This window comes from Rheinheimera tilapiae, from assembly GCF_042432165.1.
In the GTDB taxonomy this organism is placed as follows: domain Bacteria; phylum Pseudomonadota; class Gammaproteobacteria; order Enterobacterales; family Alteromonadaceae; genus Pararheinheimera; species Pararheinheimera tilapiae.
Map to the genome: position 1 here is coordinate 419,051 of NZ_JBHLXP010000003.1, position 20,793 is coordinate 439,843.

20 protein-coding genes are annotated in these 20,793 nt (G+C 52.9%); 10 read left to right on the forward strand and 10 right to left on the reverse strand.

The features are described 5' to 3' along the window. Window positions 1-76 precede the first annotated feature (76 nt). Entirely contained in the window at window positions 77-1,300 is a 1,224-nt protein-coding gene (locus ACFFJP_RS12795; RefSeq protein ID WP_377244506.1) for an EAL and HDOD domain-containing protein, read from the forward strand. A 14-nt stretch (window positions 1,301-1,314) separates the two neighbouring features. On the opposite strand, the gene ftsX is transcribed toward ACFFJP_RS12795, so the two are convergent. From ftsX to ftsY, 3 genes are read right to left on the reverse strand one after another with little or no spacing between them, the layout of a single operon-like run. After that, window positions 1,315-2,289, reverse strand: a complete 975-nt coding sequence (gene ftsX / locus ACFFJP_RS12800; RefSeq protein ID WP_377244509.1) for a permease-like cell division protein FtsX — start codon at window positions 2,287-2,289, stop codon at window positions 1,315-1,317. Beyond that, window positions 2,286-2,969 (reverse strand): cell division ATP-binding protein FtsE, encoded by a 684-nt coding sequence (gene ftsE, locus ACFFJP_RS12805; RefSeq protein WP_377244512.1) that lies wholly within the window; start codon window positions 2,967-2,969, stop codon window positions 2,286-2,288. The genes ftsX and ftsE overlap by 4 nt, the downstream gene beginning before the upstream one ends. A gap of 2 nt (window positions 2,970-2,971) precedes the next feature. After that, the gene (ftsY, locus tag ACFFJP_RS12810) at window positions 2,972-4,315 is read right to left on the reverse strand and encodes a signal recognition particle-docking protein FtsY (protein ID WP_377244515.1); all 1,344 of its coding nucleotides are present in this window, start codon (window positions 4,313-4,315) and stop codon (window positions 2,972-2,974) included. 80 nt (window positions 4,316-4,395) lie between these two features. Between ftsY and rsmD the strand changes: the two genes are divergently transcribed. Continuing rightward, window positions 4,396-5,019, forward strand: a complete 624-nt coding sequence (rsmD, locus tag ACFFJP_RS12815; protein WP_377244518.1) for a 16S rRNA (guanine(966)-N(2))-methyltransferase RsmD — start codon at window positions 4,396-4,398, stop codon at window positions 5,017-5,019. 18 nt (window positions 5,020-5,037) lie between these two features. Here the strand turns inward: rsmD and ACFFJP_RS12820 are convergent, their stop codons facing one another. The 3 genes from ACFFJP_RS12820 to ACFFJP_RS12830 all read right to left on the reverse strand — a co-directional run bounded on the left by ACFFJP_RS12820 (window position 5,038) and on the right by ACFFJP_RS12830 (window position 7,606). Next, window positions 5,038-5,640, reverse strand: a complete 603-nt coding sequence (locus ACFFJP_RS12820; RefSeq protein ID WP_377244521.1) for a YjaG family protein — start codon at window positions 5,638-5,640, stop codon at window positions 5,038-5,040. A gap of 88 nt (window positions 5,641-5,728) precedes the next feature. Beyond that, window positions 5,729-7,006 (reverse strand): coiled-coil domain-containing protein, encoded by a 1,278-nt coding sequence (locus ACFFJP_RS12825; protein ID WP_377244524.1) that lies wholly within the window; start codon window positions 7,004-7,006, stop codon window positions 5,729-5,731. Window positions 7,007-7,009: 3 nt separating this feature from the next. Beyond that, window positions 7,010-7,606 carry a YhgN family NAAT transporter gene (locus ACFFJP_RS12830; protein ID WP_377244527.1) on the reverse strand — a complete coding sequence of 199 codons (597 nt, stop codon included), beginning with the start codon at window positions 7,604-7,606 and terminating at the stop codon, window positions 7,010-7,012. Between the two features lie 121 nt (window positions 7,607-7,727). Between ACFFJP_RS12830 and ACFFJP_RS12835 the strand changes: the two genes are divergently transcribed. Next, window positions 7,728-8,129: a DUF2721 domain-containing protein gene (locus tag ACFFJP_RS12835; protein ID WP_377244530.1), complete on the forward strand. Its 402-nt coding sequence runs from the start codon at window positions 7,728-7,730 to the stop codon at window positions 8,127-8,129. Window positions 8,130-8,213: 84 nt separating this feature from the next. Next, the gene (locus ACFFJP_RS12840; RefSeq protein WP_377244533.1) at window positions 8,214-9,770 is read left to right on the forward strand and encodes a DUF3369 domain-containing protein; all 1,557 of its coding nucleotides are present in this window, start codon (window positions 8,214-8,216) and stop codon (window positions 9,768-9,770) included. Window positions 9,771-9,795: 25 nt separating this feature from the next. Here ACFFJP_RS12840 and ACFFJP_RS12845 read toward each other — a convergent pair whose 3' ends face one another. Then, window positions 9,796-10,383, reverse strand: a complete 588-nt coding sequence (locus ACFFJP_RS12845) for a DUF3833 family protein (protein WP_377244536.1) — start codon at window positions 10,381-10,383, stop codon at window positions 9,796-9,798. Between the two features lie 73 nt (window positions 10,384-10,456). Between ACFFJP_RS12845 and ACFFJP_RS12850 the strand changes: the two genes are divergently transcribed. From ACFFJP_RS12850 to ACFFJP_RS12875, 6 genes are all read left to right on the forward strand, one after another. Further along, a complete protein-coding gene (locus ACFFJP_RS12850; protein ID WP_377244539.1) occupies window positions 10,457-10,612 on the forward strand; it encodes a hypothetical protein in 156 nt (51 codons plus the stop codon). Between the two features lie 82 nt (window positions 10,613-10,694). After that, window positions 10,695-11,258, forward strand: a complete 564-nt coding sequence (locus tag ACFFJP_RS12855; RefSeq protein ID WP_377244542.1) for an RNA polymerase sigma factor — start codon at window positions 10,695-10,697, stop codon at window positions 11,256-11,258. After that, window positions 11,233-11,880 carry a hypothetical protein gene (locus tag ACFFJP_RS12860; protein ID WP_377244545.1) on the forward strand — a complete coding sequence of 216 codons (648 nt, stop codon included), beginning with the start codon at window positions 11,233-11,235 and terminating at the stop codon, window positions 11,878-11,880. Before ACFFJP_RS12855 ends, ACFFJP_RS12860 begins: the two co-directional genes overlap by 26 nt. Window positions 11,881-11,904: 24 nt before the next feature. Further along, on the forward strand, window positions 11,905-12,837 hold the full coding sequence (locus ACFFJP_RS12865; protein ID WP_377244548.1) for a hypothetical protein: 933 nt from the start codon (window positions 11,905-11,907) through the stop codon (window positions 12,835-12,837). A gap of 166 nt (window positions 12,838-13,003) precedes the next feature. After that, window positions 13,004-13,597 carry a 2OG-Fe(II) oxygenase gene (locus ACFFJP_RS12870; RefSeq protein ID WP_377244551.1) on the forward strand — a complete coding sequence of 198 codons (594 nt, stop codon included), beginning with the start codon at window positions 13,004-13,006 and terminating at the stop codon, window positions 13,595-13,597. Between the two features lie 96 nt (window positions 13,598-13,693). Then, complete coding sequence (locus tag ACFFJP_RS12875) at window positions 13,694-15,265, forward strand: methyl-accepting chemotaxis protein (protein WP_377244554.1); 1,572 nt, start codon at window positions 13,694-13,696, stop codon at window positions 15,263-15,265. Between the two features lie 39 nt (window positions 15,266-15,304). Here ACFFJP_RS12875 and ACFFJP_RS12880 read toward each other — a convergent pair whose 3' ends face one another. The 3 genes from ACFFJP_RS12880 to ACFFJP_RS12890 form a co-directional block, all read right to left on the reverse strand. Further along, complete coding sequence (locus ACFFJP_RS12880) at window positions 15,305-17,737, reverse strand: diguanylate cyclase domain-containing protein (protein WP_377244557.1); 2,433 nt, start codon at window positions 17,735-17,737, stop codon at window positions 15,305-15,307. Beyond that, window positions 17,730-18,170, reverse strand: a complete 441-nt coding sequence (locus ACFFJP_RS12885) for a nucleoside deaminase (protein ID WP_377244560.1) — start codon at window positions 18,168-18,170, stop codon at window positions 17,730-17,732. Before ACFFJP_RS12885 ends, ACFFJP_RS12880 begins: the two co-directional genes overlap by 8 nt. A 121-nt stretch (window positions 18,171-18,291) precedes the next feature. Beyond that, window positions 18,292-20,628, reverse strand: coding sequence for an exonuclease domain-containing protein (locus ACFFJP_RS12890; RefSeq protein WP_377244563.1), 2,337 nt, complete (start codon window positions 20,626-20,628; stop codon window positions 18,292-18,294). Window positions 20,629-20,793: the final 165 nt, after the last annotated feature.

Here is a 20,793-nt window from a genome sequence, read left to right on the forward strand (position 1 = left end):
TCGGACGTTGGCCTACGCCAGACCTGAATACCGCTTTGCTTACGGCCGGTTGCGGCCTTTGGTTCAGGAGTTGTAGATGTATTGTTACCTGGCACGCCAGCCGATCTTAGATCAGCACAAAAATTTGTTTGGTTATGAACTGTTGTTCCGCGACGGCGTGCAAAACAGTTTTCCCAATATCAATGCGGATGAAGCCACGTCAAAACTGATCACCGAACATCACTTGTTGATGGGCGTGGAAAAAATTACCGGCGGCCATCAGGCCTTTATCAATTTCTCTGCCGACACCTTAATTCACCATTTCCCGACATCGATCGACCCTAAAAGCATGGTGATTGAAGTACTGGAAACCGTGCCAATCAGTATGGAACTACTGACTGCCTGTCGCGAATTACACCGGATGGGCTATCAGCTGGCGCTGGATGATCACGATTTTGACCCGAAATGGGATATTTTCCTGCCTTATATCAGCTTTATCAAAGTCGACGTGCAACAGTTTAATATCCTGCAGATCAGTAAATATGTGTCGCGGGTGAAACATCATCCGGTCACCTTACTGGCTGAAAAAGTCGAAACTCAGGCTGAATTCGAAAAACTGCTGCAACTTGGTTTTACCCTATTTCAAGGTTACTTCTTTGCCCGGCCAGAAATGCTCAAACATAAGAAAATCGCCAGCAGTAAGTTGAATCTGCTGTTACTGATCGCAGAATCCAGCGCTATCCGGCTAGATTTTGAAAAGTTGACGGCGATTGTTGAGCGCGATCTGGGCTTGTCTTACAAGCTGCTGCGTTTTGTTAACAGCGCTAGCTTTGCCAGAGAACAGCCTATCGGCTCTCTGAAACATGCCATGGTCTACATGGGTGAAGGGGAACTGAAGAAATTTATCGCGCTATTGGCATTGGCCAACCTGAAAGAAGATGGCCCGGATGAACTGTTACATATGTCGATTGTACGGGCGCGGTTTTGCGACCAGTTGGCAGCGATGATGGGCGACGCCGACAACCCGCCGGCCGCATTTTTAACCGGCTTGTTTTCGCTGGTTGATGCCTTGTTAGAACAACCACTGCAACTACTGCTGGATGATTTACCGATCCTGCCTGAGATTAAAGCCGCGCTGCTGGAACATCAAGGGCGGTTGGGCTTATACCTGCTGCTAACCAAAGCTTTTGAGAATGGCGAATGGGAGCAACAGCAGCAACTTACCATGCAGCTGTTTGGTAAAACCGGCGATTTAAGCATGGCTTATCTGGATGCGGTCAGTTGGGCACATGGCCTGATGCAGGAAGCTGCAGGTGGCTGATGCGTCGATCTGGCCTAACAGGGCTCAATCGCTTTAATATGACTCCGGACGGCCAGGTATGAACCAACCAAACCCAGGCCAATGGCGATCAACATCAGGATGCCAAACTCTTGCAGTGTCAGCACATTTAAACTGAAGCCGCTTTGATACAGCTGAGTGACATTCGCAATAGCGCCACGTAACCAGAACAACATCAGTTCAATCACCAGAAACGCCAGAAAACCACCAAATACCCCCAGCCAGATCCCGGTATACAAAAACGGCCGCTGGATAAAACTATCGGTGGCCCCCACCAGTTTCATCACTTCGATTTCGGCTTTTTTATCCATGATGAGCAAACGGATGGTATTGCCAATCACCAGTAAAGCACCGCAGAGCAGCAGCGCAGCTATGGTATAGACCACTTGCTGCACCAGCGACATAATAGCGGCGAGCCGCTCCAGCCAGCTGATATCCAGTTTGGCCAGCTCAACAAAACGCTCTTGTTGCAGTTTATTCAGTAGTGCTTCGGCTGCGGCCGGTTTGCTCTGGCTAGGAGTCACCAGTAACACATCCGGCAACGGATTTTGGTCTAAAAAGGTGATCGCTTCGCCAAAGCCGGACTCCTGCTTAAATTCAGCCATCGCCGCAGTTTTGTCGATCAACCGTACTTTGCCGACATCGCGGTCGCCCTGCAGTAATGTGACCAGGGTCGCGATATCAGTTTCGGTGACATCATTTTTCAGAAACAGGCTAATCTCAAAAGATTGGTCGTAATTGCTGCTGACTTGCTGCAGGTTTTTCACCAATACATGCAATGTCGCCGGCAGCGTCATACTGACGCCGAGTACCGCGATAGTGACCATAGTCCAGACCGGACTGCGCCACAATTCACCGAGGCTCGATACAGCCTGACGCAGATGCGTCACAATCCCCATCATAAACTTCTGCAGTAGACCAGGCGCGCTGTCACTGGCGCCGCTGGCGCGGCCGTTAAATAGGATACTCATAAAGTTTCCTCGTCATGCATCAGGCCATCGTTGATCATTTTGCCGGATTTCAGCGTCATAGTGCGATAGCGCATTCGGGCAATCAGGCTTAAGTCATGACTGGCGACCAGCACTGATACACCGGCCTGATTAAAGGCTTCAAACACCCGCATGATATCTTTGGAGAGATCCGGATCGAGGTTACCGGTCGGTTCATCCGCCAGCAATAATGGTGGTTTATTCACCACAGCACGGGCAATACCAACCCGTTGCGCTTCGCCACCGGATAAAGTCGCCGGTAAACAACGTGCTTTGTCGAGCAAACCGACCTGATCGAGCGCCGCGTGTACCCGACGCGCCATATCCCGACCGGTAAATCCTTCAATCACCAGCGGCAATGCCACATTATCAAACACTGTGTGATTCATCAGCAGGCGGTGGTCCTGGAAAATCATCCCGATATCGCGCCGTACATAAGGAATTTGGCTGGGTTTGATGCCGGACAGGTCGATGCCATTGATGACAACCCGCCCCGTCGATGGCCGTTCGATCAGGCTGATGAGCTTGAGCATAGTACTTTTGCCGGCCCCGGAGTGACCGGTTAAAAAGGCCATTTCGCCTTTTTGCAGTTCAAAACTGACCCGATCCAAAGCGACAAAACCACCCGGATAGCTTTTGCTCACCTGCTCAAATCGAAGCATGCTCAGAATTCCCTGTTAAACAGCGCGCGGATAAAGTCTCTACTCTGGAACACCCGTAAATCGTCAATGCCTTCACCAACGCCGATATAACGGATTGGTAAACTGAACTGGTCTGCAATCGCGAAGATCACGCCACCTTTGGCCGTGCCATCGAGTTTGGTCAGCGTAATACCGGTCAGCTGTACTGCTTCGTGGAATAATTTAGCCTGACTGAGTGCATTTTGACCGGTGCCGGCGTCCAGCGTCAACATCACTTCATGCGGTGCGGCACCGTCGATTTTTTTCATCACCCGGACGATCTTTTTCAGCTCTTCCATCAGATGCGCTTTGTTCTGCAGACGGCCGGCAGTGTCGGCAATCAACACGTCCACTTTGCGCGCTTTGGCGGCCTGATAGGCATCAAAAATCACCGATGCACTGTCGGCGCCACTATGCTGGGCAATCACCGGGATCTCATTGCGTTCGCCCCAGACCTGCAGCTGTTCGACTGCAGCAGCACGGAAAGTGTCGCCCGCCGCCAGCATCACAGATTTACCCTGTTGCTTAAATTGTTGCGCCAGTTTGCCGATGGTGGTGGTTTTACCGACACCGTTCACACCAACCATCAGAATGACATAAGGCCCGGTGCTGCTGTCGATTTGCAGTGGTTGCTCCACTTTATCCAGTAACAAGGCCATCTCGTCCTGCAGTTTTTCGTACAGCACTTCGGCGTCTTTCAGCTGACGACGATTCGCATCCGCGACCAACTGTTTAATCAGTTTTTGTGTGGTTTCTACGCCGACGTCAGCGAGTAACAGCTGAGTTTCCAGCTCTTCGTACAGCTCGTCGTCGATTTTTTTGCCGAGAAATAAACTAGCAAGGCCAGCGCCTAAATTCTGGCTGGTTTTCGCCAGACCTTGTTTCAGCCTTGCAAAAAAGCCAGGTTTTTTCGGGTTGTCAGTGCTGGCTGGTGCAACGGTCGCTGCAGCAATCACTGGCACTGGCTCTGGCTCTGGCTCTGGCTCTGCAATCGCCTGTGGCGTCACTTCGATTTCAATCGCTACCGCAGATTCAGTGGCGGCAACGACCTCAGGCGCAGCGACAGGCGTCAGCAAGATCTCAGCGGGCACAGCATCAGCCTGCGTGGCTTCCACAGCTGGTGTTGCCGGATTGTCTGTCGAAACTGTGGGCTCTGCCGCTACTGCAATCGCCGATTCAGCAGTGGCCGTTTTGGTCTGAATCTCTTCAGAGGCCGGGGTGGCCGGGAAAGTCTCGGGCTTGGTGTCCGCCACAGTCTCAGGCGCGACCGGGGTAGAGTCTTTTTTGCCAAAACCCAGCCAGGAAAATAGTTTATTCGGTTTAGTCATAAGGTTCGCTGTCAGATTGTCGAAACTGCGGTAAAATCGACGCTTATAGTATCACCTTTATTCTAAGTGCATAAACCCTGATGAAAAGCCGTTCCCCCGCCCCGCAGTCCCGTCCGAAGACAACCCCCACCGTATCAGCACAACCGGGGGAAGTCCGTATCATCAGCGGGCAGTGGCGCGGCCGCAAACTGCCGGTGCTGGATGTAATGGGTTTAAGGCCAACCACAGACCGGGTCAAAGAAACCTTGTTTAACTGGCTGATGCAGGATACGCATGGACGGGTGGTCCTGGACTGTTTCAGCGGCAGTGGTAGCCTCGCCTTTGAGGCTTTGTCTCGCCACGCACAAAGTGCGTTATTGCTCGAACGCGACAGTAGAGCCGCCGCCCAGCTGAAACAAAATCTGGCGCGAATACAGTGCAATAATGCAGAAGTCCGGCAGACCGATACGATGCAGTTCCTCGCGGGGCCCGCCTTGCAGCAATTTGATTTGGTATTTATCGACCCGCCATTTCGCCAAGGGCTGGCACTGCCTTGTGCGGCGCTGTTGCAGCAAGGCTGGCTGAAACCCGATGCGCTGATTTATCTGGAAACAGAAAAAGAATTGGATATCAGTGGCTTGCCAGAGAGTTGGCGTTTAATCAAAGATAAAATTGCCGGTCAGCTGGCCTACCGGCTGTTTGTCTATCAACCGGTAGCAGCTTAAGCGGCCTACAGGCTGAACTCAGTTCAGCTCCATGCCCAGATTAGTCACGCCCTGCTCTTTGACCCAGGCTTTGAGTTGCTGGATCTGTTCGCGGTCAAATGATTGAATAGCCCCACAGATCTCAATCAGTTCCGCCAGACAATCCATTTCATAAGCCATTAATTCATGGTCACGCACTACTTTTTTCAGTTCAGCTTCAGTGGTGATATCCAGATCGGCGGATTCGTGTTCAATCAAGCGGGCAACGGACGCCTGCGAAATTTTCGCGACGTTAATAAATTCCATGCTGTCCTGCTCGCGGATACCGTTCAGCATGCTGTCGAGCGCAATCATCGCATCCACGGCCGGATACACACCAAACATGTCAAAGTGCGTCACTTCCGGGGTGATCAGCTCCAGTTCGTCCTGCAACCGCTCAAAGTTAATTTTGGCGCGGCGCACCTGCAACCATTCCCACACCAAATCCAGCGTATGCCGCGGCAATGCCGCATCGCCAAAACTACTGACTTCAGCAAATAACTGATAATTAGGCAGCATCCGCTCTAACAAGACAATGGCAACGGCGGCTTGCTGATAAAAGGTCAGCTCGCGCATCTTCTGGAAATTATTGGCTTTTGACATGAATGTGGTGTCCGTAACAGGCTATGCAGCAATGCCGGTCATCATACACAAAGCACAGCGGCACAGCCAGTTTGACGGGTTTGTCCGGCTAACTGTTTGACTGCTGCACCAGCTGTTTTTGCGCGTAATCAAATTTCAGACGGAATTCGGTCGCCTGCTGTTGTAACAATTGGATCTGTTCCTGCGCTTCCACCTGTTGTGCTTGTAATTGTTGCCGCAGCTGGCGAATCGTCTCGCGCGACTGCTCCGCTTCGGCCTGCTGGCGTTCTTCAATACTTTCAACGCGGGCCTGGGCGCGGAATAACTGACTTTCCAGTTTATGCTGCTGTTGCAGCCACGCCTGTTGTTGCTGTTGTAGTGTGGTTAGTTCACTGACGAGCAGCTGTTGTGCCTGATACTCCGCCTGCTGCGCACTATGCAGCGCAACGGTCTCTTCCTGTTGCTGCTGCAGCGTCGCGTATGCGGTCTGCAGAGCCAGAAACTGCGCCTGCAGTTCACTGGTCTCCTGCTGCTGTTGCTGCAGCTGATGATGTTGCTGTTGCAATTGAGCCAGTTGCTGCTCCAGCGCCGTATGCTCAGTACTGAGTTGTTGCTGACGTTGTTGCAGACCAGCCAATGCTTGCTGATCTTGCCGCGCAGTCGTTAACTCCTGCTGCAGCGCCATAATGTCAGTCTGTTGCTGCGTGGTCAGCACCAGTTGTTGTGCCAGCTGCTGTTCCAGTTTCTGCCGTTGCAAGGCGGCCTGTTCAAGTTGCTGCAGTTGCTGTTCCAACTGCAGCTGTACTTGCTGATCTGCCGACGTCAGCTGTTGCAACTGTTCACGCAATTGGGCGAGTTGCCGCTGGGCCTGCTCTGACTGCTGTATCGACGATTGCCGATCTTCAACCAGCTGTAGCTGAGCATCTTGCAGTTCGGCCTGCATTGTCGCCAGCACGCCACTCTCCTGGCGCTGTTGAGCAAGTTCTGCCCTGAGCTGTTCCAGCTGCTGCTGCAACGCCAGTCCCTGCTGTTTTTCCTGACGAAACTCATCCTGACTCAGCCGCAATTGATCGGCCAACCGGCGCATGGCATCCAATGCTTCGTCGCGTTCTTCCTGCGCTGACTGACTTTGCGCTGTCGCTGCAGTCAACGCCTGTTGCTCGGCCAGCGCTTGTTTCTGTAAGTCGCTCAGTTGTTGCCGGGTTTGCTGCAGGTCGTGTTGTAATGCTGCCAGTTCAGGCGCGGCTGATGTCGCCTCAGTCCGCCGCAGCTCTTCCTGCCACAGCTGTTGTTGCTGCTGTAGCTGCTGCGCCAGTCCCTGCACCTGCGCACGCAGTTGCAGTTCCGTTTGCTCCAGCCATTGCTGGATCACAGGATCCTGTTGCATCACTCAATCCCACTTAAAATAATGACCGATGCCATTTAACAGCATTTGCACCGAAATGATAACCAGAATCATGCCCATCAGCCGTTCCATTGCGGTAAGACCCCGCTCTCCCAGGATCCGGTGCAAGGCCGGCGCAAATAACAAGATGGCCGAACTAATCAGCCAGGCACCTAATAACGCCAAGGTCCAGTCCAGCATTTGGCCAGGTTGCTGGTTCGCCAACAGAATTAATGCTGCGAGAATCGAAGGTCCGGCGATCATCGGCACCGCCAACGGAAACAAAAATGGTTCCTCACCTTCTTTTAAGCCAATGACGCCGCCTTCCTGCGGAAATATCATCCGCAACGCAATCAGGAATAAAATAATACCGCCAGCAATACTAACCGCTTCTTCTTTCACCCCCAAAACGCTGAGGAATGCCTGGCCGCCATACAAAAACAGCAACAAGATCACCAGCGACAGCAGCAATTCGCGCACCAGCACCTTCATCCGGCGCTCCGCTTTGATGTTTTTCAGAATAGCGACCACTATCGGTAAATTGCCGAGGGGGTCCATGATCAGAAATAACGTGAGCATCGCGCTCCACAAATCAACCGCCATGCCGGATTCTCCTGTGCATTTGCTATGAAGATCTGAGTATGATCAAAAACTTGCACTGCTGCAGCAGTTTTCGCACTATGGCAGTTGCCCCCGGTAAAACGCCGTTTAGAGGAAAATGACTATGATGACCATCACCACCCCGGCATTGCTGTTCCCCGCCATCTCATTGTTATTACTGGCGTATACCAATCGTTTTTTGGTGTTGGCGCAACTGATTCGCCAGCTGAATAACCGTGAAGGGAATCAGGTGCGCGACCTGGCCAAACGGCAAATTGAAAATCTGCGCCAGCGCATTGTGTTGATCCGCTCAATGCAGCGTTGGGGGGTGATCAGTTTTATTTTGTGCACTTTGTCGATGTTTACGTTATTTATGCAATGGGATCTGGCAGGTCAGTGGTTTTTTGGCGCCAGTCTGGCCAGTCTGGTGCTGAGTTTGACGGTATCTTTGTACGAAATTCAGATCTCCTGCAATGCCATTAACATTGAACTGGAATCACTGGAAGCTGCTGACCGACAATCATGATGTGGTTCATCACAGAGGATTTTTTTGACAGGCCTGCTACATTCAAAGCAGTAGTTGTATTAACCGGACACTCAGGCCGCCTCTATGTCGAATCAGGATTTTTTGTTTAGTGCTGATCAAGAGTTTCAGTCCCTCCCGGACACTCCATCCGCCGCACCGGCTGCAGAACCATGGCTGGTGCTGATTGTTGATGACGATGAGAGCATTCATCAAATTACCAATCTGGTACTCAAAGGCTTCCAGTTTGAAGGGCGTCCGCTGCACTTACTGCACGCCTACAGCGCCAAAGCCGCCTTGCTGGTATTAGAACAGCACCGGGATATCGCAGTCGCTATTGTCGACGTGGTGATGGAATCCAACCACGCTGGCCTCGATTTAGTCAAAACCATCCGCAGCGATTTAAAAAACCACCAAATCCGCTTAATTCTGCGTACCGGCCAACCGGGCGAGGCGCCGGAAGAGCATGTGATCCGCGATTACGACATTAACGACTACAAAAACAAAACCGAAGTCACGGCGATTAAATTAAAAACGCTGCTGTATTCTGCACTGCGTGCTTATCGCGATATCTGCATTATTGAAAACAACAAAAAGGGCCTGGAGCGGGTAATCGCCTCCACCGTCAGTTTCCTCGAATGTGACAGCCTGCAGGAATTCGCTTCGATCATTCTCGGCCAGGCCGCGAGCTTACTTGGGCTTGAACATTCACAGATTTTTTGTTGTGCAGCGACCGGCGATCCGAAACAACAACAACTGTCGTTGGATATCATCGCTGCCAGTGGCTGTGCGACCGGACCAGAGTTTCAGCTGCCGGCAGAAGTGGAACAAAAACTGGCGCAGGTCCATCAATTAAAACGATCATTTCATGGCGACGATTATTTTGTCGGATACTTCACGACGAATCGCGGGCTGGAAAATTTCCTCTATGTCAGCAAAGACAGTAAATTTGACCAGATTGACCACCACCTGCTGAGTTATTTCGCCAGTAATATCGCCGTGGCTTATGAAAATGTGCGGCTGCGCGAGCTGATTAAAGAAAGCCAGCGTGAACTGTCGTATATCCTTGGCGAAGCCGTCGAAAAACGGTCGAAAGAAACCGGCAGTCATGTTAAACGGGTGGCCAATTTCAGTTATCTGCTGGCGATCAAATACGGTTTGTCAGGTTACGACGCGGAAAAAATCAAACTGGCGTCGCCACTGCACGATGTCGGGAAAATCGCTATCCCGGATTATATTCTGAACAAACCCGGTAAGCACGACGCCGACGAATGGGCCATCATGCGTACGCATGCCGAAGTCGGTCGGCAAATCTTACAAAAATCGCAGAATGAAATTCTGCAATATGGCGCGGTCATCGCGCATGAACATCATGAGCGCTGGGACGGCATGGGCTACCCGCGTGGGCTGAAAGGTGAGGAAATTCATATTGCCGGCCGGATCACGGCGCTGGCCGACGTGTTTGATGCGCTGGCCAGTGAACGCTGTTACAAGCCTGCCTGGCCGATGCCCAAAGTTATGCAATATATGCATGAACAAAAAGGCGCACAGTTTGACCCGGTGCTAACAGACATCCTGCTTAGCCATATCGATGAGTTTCTGGCGATCCGCGACGCGTTCCCGGACGACAGTACTCAAGCCTGAACGCGGGCTCAGGCCTGAACCGATCTCAGGCTTGAGGCGCCGAGCGTTCTGTCTGCTGATACCGCTGAATAAAATCTTTACACGACGCGTTGGCGTCCTGCTGCTGAATCGACAACGTCAGCTCTCCGACCGTCAGCCCGTATTTATGTAACGTCGAGCGATTCACCAGTTGCTGCGGCGTGACCAGATATAACCAGTCTTTGACCGCCACATCGATACTGCCATCGACCTGCGGAATTCGCAGCACATATTCCCAATACAGCGTGTTGCCGGCGATCCGCCCGCTGGCGGTGCCCACCACATCTTCAGCACTGCCACTGATTTGACCATCCGCGCCGACCTGCAACTGCCAGTGTCGTTTATCGGTGCGGCCATCGCTGTATAAAAATATCTCATACAAATCGCCGCGGTTGCCTTGCCACTGGCCACAGAGCTCGGCAGAAAAATGCAAAGTCTGCTGACCACGCCAATTCTGCAGCACGCCAAAGGCCTGACTGCTACCGCTAAAAAATCCGGGTAATGTCAATTTGGGTTGCATCTGCTGGTAGTCATCCAGCGATTGACTACAACCGCTGAGCAAGAGCAGGATAATGGGCGCAGTGACAAATTTCATTTACAGGTCCGGAATTGATTGCAGATACGGTAGCTACGCTGTACATCTCCTGTTGGATCTACCGGAGCCACCGATGCAGCCTGATGTTGAGCGCTTTGCCCGGCATGCCACCCCATTTGCCCGCCCCATGCTGTGGCATGTGTTTAAGCTAGGGCGTGCTGGCGGAGCACAAAACGAGAAACTGGCAGCGCATGAAATAAAATGCTTTTTGGGCATAGTTGAAAAATAATCGAATTTTTTTCGATTTTGCCAAACTATATCCATTCATGGCCCGACCAAGGCATATCAACAACACAACAACAGACAAGACAGTGTTTAAACGCAGCGACGAAACCCTAATAGAAAAAGCCATCCATGGCGACGAGCGGGCCTGGCACCAGCTGGTCGGTCGCTATCAGTCGGCTTTGTACTATTACAGCCTGCGATTGATGGGCAATCCGGATGACGCCCGCGACTTGTTGCAGGACGTATTGTTAGTGTTGTGCCGGAATTTGGCGCAGTTTCGTGGTGACAGCAGTTTTAAAACCTGGTTATTCGGCATTGCAAACTATCGCGCCATGGATATGTTACGAAAACGCAAGCCGACACAGGACCTGGATGATCTACCGGAACTGGAACATGAAGATCAACCCAGCCACGAACAGCAGTTATCAGAACAACAAACACAGCTGCTAGTGCAGCAAAAACTAAAAAACCTGCCGCCGGAGCAAAAACTGGTGGTCGAGCTGCGGTTTTATCAACACTTTACTTTTGACGAAATTGCCGACCAACTGGCGATTTCAAGCAATACAGTGAAATCAAGATTTTACAGCGCCCTGGATAAACTCCGGGTGCAATTGGAGGACCACGATGTCGAACAGTCAGCAAGTTTTTGACGCCTGGCTCGCCGGTGATCTGACCACCGATGCCTGCCGCAACGCCCTCTCGCACGACCCGGTTTGGCGGGCGCGTTTTGAGACGGCCGCCCAGCTGCAACAACTGGCGCGGCAACCGGATTATGCGCCGGTGCCACAAGTAGACACCAGCAGCATGTTCCGCCAGCAGTGGGGCCATAAAACCACCCACACTGCATCCTGGTGGCCGCGCCTCAGTGTCGGGATGTCGGCGCTGGCGCTGGTGATTAGCATGTCGCCGCTCAGTCTGCAGGTGCAAAACGGTGGTATTGCGCTGCGCTGGAGCGAAGTCGACCCACTGGAAATGCAGCAACAGGTGCAGCAACAAGTGGCAGCACAGCTGGCCAGCTATAAAACTGAACAACAACAGTATCTGCAGACCCAAATGCAGACACAACAACAACAACAGGCTTCGCAGTTGATCCTGCTGAAGGATTATCTGACTGAAGCTGAACAGAAAAATCGGCGCGGTGACATGCTGGAACTGGTGGAATACCTGAACCAGCAACGACAGGCCGACTGGCAATACTGGCAGGACAATGTCCAGCCAACCCAGGCGCGACTGAATTACAGCCCGGACAACCGCAGCAATCGCCAAAATTAACACCCCAACTAACGGAGTTGTGTGATGAAACTTATCTCTTCTGTGGCAGCCGCCGTGCTGCTGACTTTATCGACGGGTGGCCATGCGGCGACGCAGGTCAGTGACAAACTGAAGCAAAATCTGGAAATTATGCGGGATATTCTGCAGAAATCGATGGAACACTCAGGCCATTCGTCTGGCGTCGGCCGGATTGAGCTGAGTTATCTGGCCGGTCAGGGCGTGTTATTCCAAACCCGCACATCCGGTGGTTTTGGTCACTTTTTTGCGGTAGCGCCGGTCGCACCGATCCCGCCGGTTGCGCCAATTTCCGCACCGGACCTGCAAGCCATCACTGATCAGGCCAACGCAGTAGCGCAAGCCGCTATCGCTGGCCATGCCGTTGATGAAGACCAGCTACAGGAATTGCAGGAGCAGGCCGAACTCGCCGCTGAACAAATGATGGAACAGCACGAACGGATGCGCGACCAAAGCCGCGAGCTGCGTGAACAAAAACGCGATTTGGAGCGCGATTTACGTGATGTGCAGCGGGAAAAACGTGATGTCGAGTTCTCCGGCAAAGTCGGCAAACTGGATGCAGAGCAGCAAAAACAGTTAACCCAACTGACGGCAAAAGAAGCTGCGCTAGCAAAACAAGTCAAAGAGATGCAGCAAAAATATGATGCGGCCGAACAGGAAATGCTGAAAAAACGGCAGGAACAGGCCAAAATTGCCCAGCAAAAACAAACTGAGCTGATTGCACAGGTCGGTAGCAAATTTGCCGCTACATTATGTGATTACGGAGCCAGTCTGCGTGAATTAAAAGATAGTGAGTTTGTCTCATTGCAACTGTCCACAGATGGTGGCCGCGACAGCAGAGATATCTATTGGGTATTTAAAAAATCTGATATTAATCAATGCATCAGCGGCAAGTTAGGCGCAGAATCTTTACTGAAAAAAGCTGACTATTATCAGTATTAAGCCCAGCAGAGCTAACTAACGCCACGATACCGGGTCTGCCATGCAGACCCGGTTTTTGCCTGTACCAGAGATTGTTCCTCAAATTAATCCACCAGCAGACTTGACAGCTTCGCCGCCGCTGCGTAAAAAGCCCCTCCAGTAAGCGCCATCACTGTGGAGATCTGAGATGACTGTTAGCCAATTGCCTGAGCCTGTCTGGTTAGCCGATGCTGTTGAACAGTTTTATCTGCATGGACTGGTCGTGATCCCCGAAGCATTACCAGCCAGCCTGTGTCAGCAATTGTGCGATGAAGCTCAGCAAGCGCAGTTAAAACCCGCCGGTATCGGCCGCGGTCAGGACTTGCAACTGGACCCAGACATTCGCCGTGATCAAACCTTATGGCTCGATGGCAGCTCTGCTGCGCAACAGCAATATCTGGCGTTGATGTCGTTAATACAGCAGGCTGCCAACCGCCAGTGTTTTCTTGGCCTGACCCATCACGAAGCGCATTTTGCCCGCTATCAGCGCGGTGATTTTTATCAGAAACATCTGGACGCCTTTACCGGCCGTTCCAGTCGGGTGCTGACCACTGTGTGTTATCTCAATGACGTCGCCAGCGGCGGCGCCTTACAGATTTACAGTGAAAACGACACTCCATTGCTGCAAGTCCAGCCACAAGCCAGCACACTGGTGTTGTTTGAAAGTGCGCGCTTTCCGCATGAGGTACTACCGGCGGACTCGACCCGTTTCAGCATCGCGGGCTGGTTTCGCGTAGATTAGAAATAACTGATTTTTACCTGACAAAACATCTGGCTGAGCTATGCTCAGCGATGATTCCCCCTGATTTTCATACATTTACCAAAAGGATTTAACCGGATGCGCCAGAATTTGCCAATAACCACGCGCGAGCGGACCTTTCCTGTCGGTCAGAAATTGATTTCGACCACAGACTTAAAGGGCACTATCACTTACGCCAACGATGCATTTGTCGCCATTAGCGGCTTCTCCCGCAGTGAACTCGTTGGCCAGCATCACAACATTGTCCGCCATCCCGAGATGCCGGCAGCTGCTTTTAAAACCATGTGGCAACATTTACAACAAGGCAAGGCTTGGATGGGTCTGGTGAAAAACCGCTGTAAAAACGGTGATTTTTATTGGGTGCACGCCTATGTCACCCCCATCAGCGAGATGGGCAAAGTGGTTGGTTACGAATCGGTACGGGTGGTGCCGGACCGTCAGTTGATCCAACATGCCAATGAGATGTACGCGCAGATCAATGCCGGCAAAACGCCAAAAGGCCGCAGTTCTGCGCTGGCTTACCAACTCGGTTGGTATGCGTTGCCGGGTTTGTCGCTGGCAGGTGCAGCGGTTTGCTTCGCGGTGGGCAGTGTCGGCTGGACCGCAGGACTCGCTGCAGTCGCGGCAATCGCCGCGATGGCCACCATGCAGCTGCGCAGCAACAGCGAACTCGCCGTATTGCGTCAGGCGATGCAACATCCGTTTACCGATAACCTGGCGGTATTGACCTATGCCCGGCATGGTGGTGCTTTAGGTGAACTGGAAGTCGCGTTGACCGCCAGTAATTCGCATCTGGATACGATGCTGACGCGGATTGAAGATTCCGCCACAGTCGTCGCACAGCGTTCAGTGTCTGCTTATGAATTGTCTAATCAGTCAGTCCAGCATCTGCAACAACAGCAGCAACAGACAGAGCTGGTTGCCACTGCAATGCATCAGATGACCACGACCATCGCCGAAGTCGCCAGTCATGTGCAGGAAACCGCCACCAAAGCCAATGACGCTGATCTGCTGGCACGGCAAGGTTCAGCCATTGCCCGGCAAACCCGCGAAGCTATTTTGCAGTTGCAGCAAACCGTAAACGGGGTGAGCCAGGCAGTCACCACCCTCGCCGGTCAAACCAGCATGATTAATCAGGCGGCACAAATCATTGAACAAATCGCTGATCAAACCAACCTGCTCGCATTAAACGCGGCGATTGAAGCAGCGCGCGCCGGAGAACAAGGCCGTGGTTTTGCTGTAGTTGCTGATGAAGTACGCCATCTGGCCTCCCGCACCACCGAATCCACCCGGCAGATCTATCAGATCATCCGACAGCTGTCTGAGCAGGCGAAAAGCTCAGTCACTGTGGCTGAAAATGGTGTGCAGGATGCAGCCGTCGGGGTGTCCAAAGTGCAGGAAGCCGAGCAAATGCTGAGTGGCATCAGCGATGTGGTGATTGGCATTGCCAGTATGGCCACACAAATGGCCGCGGCGGTAGAACAACAATCTCACGTTGCTGAGGACATTAATCAGCAAGTGGTATCAATCTCCACGCTGGCCAATGACAGTATGCAAAGCGGTAAAGAGGTGTGCCACAGCAGTGAGCAGTTAAACAACACGGCCGAAGAACTGCACGAGCTGGTGCTGCGTTTTCGCCGGGATGTCTGACAGACTTTAAGGCATGACGTTGGCGCCAGCAAAGACGGTTTATCGGCTTTGCTGGCGTAGTTGTTTTTGCTGATACATTTGTTCATCCGCGATGCGGATCAGTTGGTCGGCATCTGATCCGTCATCCGGAAACAGCGCCTGACCAATACTACAGCCAATCTGCACTGTGGCCATGCTCAGCGCAAAAGGTTGAGATAAAGCAGCCGTGATTTTCTCAGCGACCCGGCCCACTTCCAGCGGCGACTCCAGTTGTGGCAGTAAGACGACAAATTCGTCGCCACCAAGCCGGGCCACAGTGTCCGATGCCCGCAATAACTTGCGTAAAGATTCCCCGGTAGCTTTGAGTAACTCATCTCCGGCCGCATGACCGTATTCATCATTGACCGGCTTAAATTTATTCAAATCGAGCAGCAAAACCGCCAGCTGGCGCTGATGCCTGCTGCAATAAGTCAGCGCTTGATGCAATCGATCCATGAACAGTGCCCGGTTAGGTAAACCAGTTAAGCTGTCGTGTTGCGCCATATAACGCATTTGTTGCTCAGTTTTGCGGCGTTCTGTCAGATCCCGTGCGACTCCGACGACACCGATAAATTCGCCGGCTTCATTGTAGATCCCAGCAGTTTTCACTTCGCTCCAGACAGTGCCGCCGTTTTTATGCGGCTGCTCCAGATCAGCGACAAATTCCGGATACGGCTTACCGGCCGCGACCAGTGCAGTAGCCTGTAACATTTGATTCCAAACCAGTTGTGCTGAATCCGCTGTCAGTGCTTCGGAAACGTGTTGCTGCATCACTTCTTCAGCAGTAAAACCGCGCTGGCGTTGTACTGACGGACTGATATAAGTGATATTGCCGACCAGATCCATCGTCCAAATCACGTCACTGGCATGATCCGTCAGCAGCCGGTGGCGGGCTTCACTTTGTTTTAACGCCTCACGGTTACGCTGACGCTCAAGCCCGATGGCCACCATGGAACCGACATCGCTCAGCACGTCATAGTCCTGCGTCTGAAAAGACTGCGCCTGCCAGACCAATAACACGCCGGGAATTTGCCCACAGTCGCCTTGTAATGGAAAAGCGCAAAACTGTAGCTGCCCGACCGCTGCATCGCTAAAAGCCGGGCTAGGGTTACCAAGCTGTGGGATGCGCAACACATTCAGGCCCGGTGTATCACAATCATCGCCAAACACCGCGATGCGGTGCTGCATGTCGGCCCAGCCTGCCGCCGTTAAATCGACATGCACGATCTGCGGCAGCTCTTTATGGCGATCGAGCAATAAAATCGGGTGGTAAGAAGGACGGAACTGCTGCAACAACTGCAGCACTGTGGTCATTAATTCATTGGGGGCGGTTTCGTCCCGCAACAGCTGCTGCAGGATTTGACTGCGCACATGCTGCCAGCTTTGTTGTTGGCGTTTTTGTGCCAACAGTTGATGCAGGCGGCGGTTAACCTGAGTGATATAAGCCAGCAGTGCCAGCGCCAACAGCAACCCCAGCAGCACGAGCAATGCAATCAGCACCCAGGTTAAATCGATAGGCATCGACGCCTGATATAAAAAGCCAGCCAGATCAGGTACTGCGCTGAGTAATCCCTGCTGCTGATAGACCGAAGCAATGTGCTGCCAACGCTCTTGATTGATGTAACCCGGTTCAATCAAATCTGTTTGCAACAGCGACTGCATTGCTGCCGCCTCAGCCAGCAACATGGCGCGGCTGGTATCAGTCGGATAGCGTTGCTGCATATATTCAATCACTTCTGCCGGATGCTGCATCGCATAGGACCAGCCACGCAGACTAGCCGCCCGGAATTTTTCCACCAGCTCCGGTTTTTTTTGCCACAATTTGTTGCTGGTAAATAGATTGTCACCATAAAAATCAATGCCGGCGCTGCGTGGCGTAAACTGATAAAAAGCCACGCCGGCCTGCTGTAAAATCAACGGTTCATTGCTGCTATAGGCAGAGATCGCGGCGACCTGACCGTTAATCAGATCAGGCAATGACGTGCGGTGTGCTATGAGCTGATAGTCCTGTGCGGTCAGGCCTTCGCGACTCAGGTAGGCCTGCAGTTCCTCTGCGCCGCTTTCCAGCATCACTTTCTGACCACGCAGCGCCTGAATATCTGGTTCCGCAGCCGTTGGCCGCGCCAACAGCACCAACGCCGAGTGCTGAAATACATTGGCCAGCAAGCGCACATCCTGGCCTTTGGCATAATCCAGCAACAAGCTGCTGGTGCCGACGCCAAACTGCGCCCGGCCTGCTATCACCTCGTCGAGGACTTTCAGACCCGGAGTTGCGGCAACCAGCTCGACTTTTAACCCGGCCTGCTCGTAATAACCCTGTTGTTCCGCCGCGTAATAACCAGCGAACTGAAAGCCGTGTTGCCACTTTAGCTGCAGGCGGACTTTTTCCGCAGCGAACAACAGCTCGGCCGGCCAACACAGCAACAACAGAGTCCAGAACCAACGGCTATTCACCGATATCCTCGAACCACAAAGCAGGACGTGCCGCAATAAACTGCTGCATCAGAGACTTACAACGTTCATCCTGCAAGTTCACCAGTTCAACACCCCGGCTTTGCAGATAAGCCTCCGGCCCCTGAAATGTCTGGTTCTCGCCGATCACCACTTTCGGGATGCCATACAGCAGTACAGTGCCACTGCACATATCACAGGGCGATAAAGTCGAATACAACACGGCGCGGCGATAATCGGCGGCCTGCAAACGGCCAGCATTTTCCAGACAATCCATTTCGGCATGCAAAGTACAGCTACCTTTTTGCACCCGCTGATTATGGCCCCGTCCGACGATTTTGCCATCAATGACCAACACAGATCCAATCGGAATACCGCCTTCGGCCAGCCCCAGTTCAGCTTGTTCTATCGCCGCCTGCATAAATGGATCAGACATCTCGCGCTCCGCTGCTAAGTTCTGCTTAAGCCTGTGCCGTCAATGGCATGCCGTCAAGGTTGCGGCAACAAAGGCGTGATTAAATTCCTATATCACCAGGCCGGATTGCTCCAGTGTTCGTTCAGGACGACACTGTGTTGCCATCTGACAGCATTCCGGGCCCCCCGGTTGGCTTTGATGAGATAGCCTGAACAATGCACTGCGCTCTTTGTTGATTAATCAGCAACAACAATTCGGCCGTTGCGGCAGCATCGGCGAAAGCACGGTGGTGCTGTGTCAGTTCAATACCAAAATGCGCTGTCAGATTGCCGAGGCTATAGGAGGCTAAACCTGGGAAATAGCGCCGGCTCTCCACCACTGTACAAAGCTGTGGTACAAGCAATGTATAACCACAGCGGGCCAACTCGGCGCGGATAAAACCATAATCAAACCGCACATTGTGCGCGACAAAAATACAGCCCTGTAGCAGCTGCCACAGTTCAGCGGCGATGTCACTGAATGGAGGCGCTGTTGCCACCATGCTATCGGTGATGCCGGTGAGCTTACTGATAAAAGGCGGAATGCGCCGCTGTGGGTTAATCAGCGTCGAATAGCGCGCAATTTCGCGGCCATATTGCAGTTTGACCAGACCAATCTCAGTCACACGGTCGGTCCCGGCGGTGCCGCCGGTGGTTTCGACGTCGATCACCGCATAGATCCGCGCCGGGTCCAGTACCCACTGCACCCGATCTAACCGCAGCTCAAAGCCAAGGTCGCGCAGGCCATAAAGCCGGCTTAACTGATTGCGCCGCACACTGTCGCCCGGTGCTTTGATCTCAATAAACTGCAGCTCCTGCACCGGAGCGCCGCCGTTGCCATCAGCATCGCGCCACAGCATTAGATCCGGATAGCCACTGCTATGCCGGCGAAAATCCATCGCCATTTTGCGCAATACCGCGGCCAGTGCGCCGGGTGGCGCGCCCTGCACCAGCGCCAACAGTGGCCTGGTTAATTCCGGATACCAGCTAAAAATTGCGTTCTGTTTGCCATAGTGGCGGGTACTTTGCGCCAGCAGATAACGGCAAGCCGCTGCTTTGTCATCCAGCAGCGTCAGCTGCGCCTCAATCGCGGCGCCATGACGCTGATAAAACAGCGGTGTGGTTAAATCACGCGGCCGGCGTTCAAATTCGTTGTAAATACTGCTGTCGGGCGCTCCAAACAACTGTGGCCATAACAACAAGCCAAACAAAGCCAGCCACAGGTTGTTTTCCAGGTGTTCAGCCTGATAACCCTGCTGCCGGTAGTAGTGCAGAGCGCCCTGCTCGGGCGCATTGGCCCAGAGTTCGTCCAGCGCTAATACGGCCGCTTGCTGCAGCAGATGCGTGGTTGCGGTGAGGCGGCTTTGTTTAAATATCCGGCGGCTGAAATCCTGCGCCAGATAAAATTCTTCGTCGCAACAAGGTTCGGTTTGCATTTGCGCCAGCAACGCCTCGAGCTCGTCGCGCCGGCCCAGCTTGTGATACAGCCGCATCAGGCGTTCCGACGCCGGATAGCCGCCACCGGCCAGATACCAGTGGATGGCGGTGTCGACCTGGCCCAGCCGCTCCGCCTGACGGCCTAAAGCTTCACAAAGTTTCTCCCGCGCCAGTTCAGTGCGATCATCCAGCGGTTCCGGCCATTGTGCTGACTGCGCCTGCCATTGCTGTAATTGCTCAGGGCTCAGCACACTGTTTTTCCGTGGCAGCGCCTCGCGCAAAGCTGCTTTTAACCGGGCATAGGCATATGCTGCCTGCGCGGTCGGCACATCCAGAAAGCGCGCCTGATACTGTGGTGCGCTGCGATCCGTTGCTCCAGCAGTTGCAGTACGGACCTCTGCTTCAGCGCGCAGGCCGCCGGTCGCCACCACGCCTAAATCCCGCAGCGTAAAGGCGGATAAATCCGTTTCAATCCGGCCAAAAAACAAAAACAACAAATACTGCAACGCATCGGTCCGGCGCAGCACCAGCCAGTCGCCACTTTGTGCCAGTAACGCGGGTTGCAGTAACGCGGCATCTGTCACCGCTTGTTGTAAAGTTGCTTTATCAGCGGATTTTTTCGGCAATTGTTCTAGTTGGCCTTGCAGCAGCCCCAGCTGCAACAAATCCCACAGCTGCTGTTTATTGGCTTTGAGTAACCAGTTGGCAAGATCGGCATCTTGTTCGGGCCGCGCAGCAAAACCACTTTGCATTAACAGCGTGGCGGCCGCCGGCTGGTCGCTGATTTCGGTATACTGCAGGTCCGCCAGCGCAAAAACAGTGCCTTTGCGGCTGAGCATGCGCAGCCATAAGCGCCGGGCGTCCGGCGACAAAGCGCGATAATCGCCAATAAACTGTTGTTCCACCGGCTCCAACAGCCCGGCATATTGCGCTTCAACGCGCGTCAGAAACTCAGCGAAATGCTGCAGATAATAATCCGGGGGTAATACAACTGGCGCAGGCATCAGCAAGTCCGGTCAGAAAAAACTTGTCTTAATGTAGCAAAATAAATACTGGATAAACAAACAGCATTTAGCGGTCATAACCGCCAATCTGACGAGCTGCCAACAAAAGTCAGCGCAACATTTACCCAATCCTGACAATTATCCTCGTTGATTTTTTCACCGGCC